This is a genomic window from Streptomyces sp. URMC 127 (assembly GCF_051386535.1).
Lineage (GTDB): Bacteria > Actinomycetota > Actinomycetes > Streptomycetales > Streptomycetaceae > Streptomyces.
Map to the genome: position 1 here is coordinate 1 of NZ_JBPQTW010000394.1, position 2722 is coordinate 2722.

2 protein-coding genes are annotated in these 2722 nt (G+C 73.0%); both read right to left on the reverse strand.

What is annotated here, in order from left to right:
• A partial coding sequence (argC, locus tag ACSNOH_RS34355; RefSeq protein WP_436725372.1) for an N-acetyl-gamma-glutamyl-phosphate reductase occupies window positions 1–1019 on the reverse strand: 1019 nt, incomplete at its 3' end.
• A gap of 264 nt (window positions 1020–1283) precedes the next feature.
• Window positions 1284–2111, reverse strand: a complete 828-nt coding sequence (locus tag ACSNOH_RS34360; RefSeq protein ID WP_436725373.1) for a hypothetical protein — start codon at window positions 2109–2111, stop codon at window positions 1284–1286.
• Window positions 2112–2722 lie beyond the last annotated feature (611 nt).

Sequence of the window (2722 nt, forward strand, 5' to 3'; positions counted from 1 at the left end):
GCCACCCCCGCCACCCCGAGCCCCAGCCCCTCCGGCAGCCCCAGAGCGATGTTCATGCTCTGCACCGCACCACCCGCCGTGCCCTTGGTGAGGTTGTCGATCGCACTCACCACCACGACCCGCCCCGCCGCCTCATCCAGCACCACCTGCACCAGCGCGGCATTGGAGCCGTAAACCGCCGCGGTGGCCGGCCACTGCCCTTCGGGAAGCAGGTGGACGAACGGCTCGTCCGCGTACGCCTTCTCGTACGCGCTCCGCAGGCTCTCCACAGTCACCCCCGGGCGGGCCTTGGCGCTGCACGTGGCGAGGATGCCGCGGGACATGGGGGCGAGTGTGGGCGTGAAGGAGACCGTCACGGGCTCGCCCGCGGCCGCGGAGAGGTTCTGCACGATCTCCGGGGTGTGCCGGTGACCGCCACCGACGCCGTAGGGGCTCATGGAGCCCATGACCTCGGAGCCCAGGAGGTGCGGCTTGGCCGCCTTGCCCGCACCGGACGTCCCCGACGCCGCCACGACCACCGCCTCCGCCTCCACCAGCCCCGCCGCATACGCCGGGAACAACGCCAGCGAAACAGCCGTCGGATAACACCCCGGCACGGCAATCCGCCGCACGCCCCTCAGCGCCTCCCGCCCACCCGGCAGCTCCGGCAACCCGTACGGCCACGTCCCCGCATGCGCAGACCCGTAAAACCGCTCCCACTCCCCCGCATCCCTCAACCGGAAATCCGCACCGCAGTCCACCACCAGCGTCCCCTCACCCAGCTCCGCGGCCACCGCCGCCGACTGCCCGTGCGGCAACGCAAGGAAAACCACGTCATGCCCCGCGAGGACCTGAGGGGTGGTCTCCTCGAAGGTCCGTCCGGCCAGCGGGGCGAGGTGGGGCTGAAGTTCCGTCACGGGGCGGCCGGCGTTGGAGGCGGCCGTCACCGCGCCGATCTCGACGCCGGGATGCCCCAGCAGCAGCCGCAGCACCTCACCGCCCGCGTATCCGCTCGCGCCCGCCACTGCTGTGCGCACCATGTTCCGTCCTTGCGTCGTTCCGTGCCGAAGCAGGACGGATCCGCGCAGGAGAGCGCGCATCCGTCCGCCGGGAAAAGGCCGAGGCCGGCATCGGGTTCCGCGCAGCACTGCCACCGCCGCGCAGGGCACGGCGGTCACGGGGAGTGCGTCACGAACACCCGAGGCCGGACTTAGCTTAGGCTAACCTAACCTGCCTCGGGCAAGAGATCGACTCGCGTCTTCGACAAGATCACGCAAGGGTGCGGCGAGGCACCGGTCCGCCGGTCAGACGCACTCCGGTGTCGCACAGAGCTGCCACTGCGCGGGCCACCAGCCGCGCGGCTCGCCGTCGTCCGGCGCCGCTTCGGTGATCTGCCAGTAGCGGTCGCGGTTCCACTCACGGGCCGTCACCTTCAGGCGCCGGTCGGGCAGTTCCGTGACGGTGCTCGGCGCGCCCAGGCCCGCGAACTCGTCAGGAACCTTGCCCATGGCGGCGACCGGGCGCCAGACGCCGTCGGAGCTCAGCTGGGTGCGCGACTCCATGGAGCGGTCGTACCTGCCCGACGACGCCATGGCTGTGAGGGTCCCGTTCGACCGCGTGAACAGCACGAGGAAGCCGTGGTAGGGCGAAGGCTGCAGGCCGAAGTCCTCCGGCGCGGACCAGGCCCCGCCCGACGGCCCCTGCACCGAGTGGCAGAACCCGCCGTGGTCGAGCCAGAACACCTCCAGCCCGCCGGCGGCGTTCTCCACGGCGGTCACGAAGCTCGCCTTGGGGCCGACCGTGCCCGCGCTGACCCGCTCCCAGGCGCCGTAGGCCCCGCCGGGCGCATCCTGCGCGCGGTGCCATACGAAGGGCAGCCCTTGCGTCGCGGTGGAGTCGTAGAACACCTGGAACTGATCGACCCGGCCGTCCGCACGCGGCACGGAGACGGGGCTTCCGGACGGGGCGCCGAGCACGCCCCGGGCTCCGGTGTCCAGGCTGCAGCCGCCCTCGGTCACCGCTGCCGGGGCAGCGGATGCGGCAGGCGCAGCAGGCGCGGCCGCGAGCGCTCCCGCACAGGCGAGGGCGAGTGCGACGGCCGCACGAGTGACTCTCCGGAAGGCTCTCCCCATGCGTCAATCCCTACCCGGGCCAGGTCAGTTCACACACGAGTTCGCGCTTCACTCATGCGGCCCGGCAGCATCGCGGCCCGGGAACGGCCTCGGCGGCGGGGCGGCCAGAACCGGCCGACGCGGGCGCGTCCCCCGGCGCGGAAGCCGCCGCGCCGCGGCATGACAACGGCACGTGCGTCCGTAACACGGCCTTCACACGCCCGCAGCAAACCCGCACGGCCTACGAGGAACGGCTGCCGGACGTCGACATGCCGCCTGCCGCCGGCCGCCGCGCGCGGGGCGAGGACGCCCAGGAAGTCCTGAACGGCCTCTGGGCGCCGGGCTCTACCATGCCCCGGCCCGAAACGGAACCGTGCCGTCGGCCCCTTGCGCCCGCCCGGGGAATCACCGGCCGGAAAGCACCTCCACCGCTCCTTCACCCGTTCTGCACCGATGGCGAGAAGCACGGCGACCCCGGCCCGGCCAGTGCGCGGACCCCGCAGCACGTACGGAGGCACGGATTCACCTTCCGTGGAGGAATCCGCCGGTCCGCGCAGTGCCGAGCCGGGGCCCGTACCGTCGTCCGCCCCACGGCCGCGCTCCCGCCCCCCTCGCCCGCCGCACCCCGCAAG

Excerpts from the sequence above, each read along its gene's own strand:
- ACSNOH_RS34360 (WP_436725373.1), bottom strand. The coding sequence starts at position 2,111 with ATGGGGAGAGCCTTCCGGAGAGTCACTCGTGCGGCCGTCGCACTCGCC.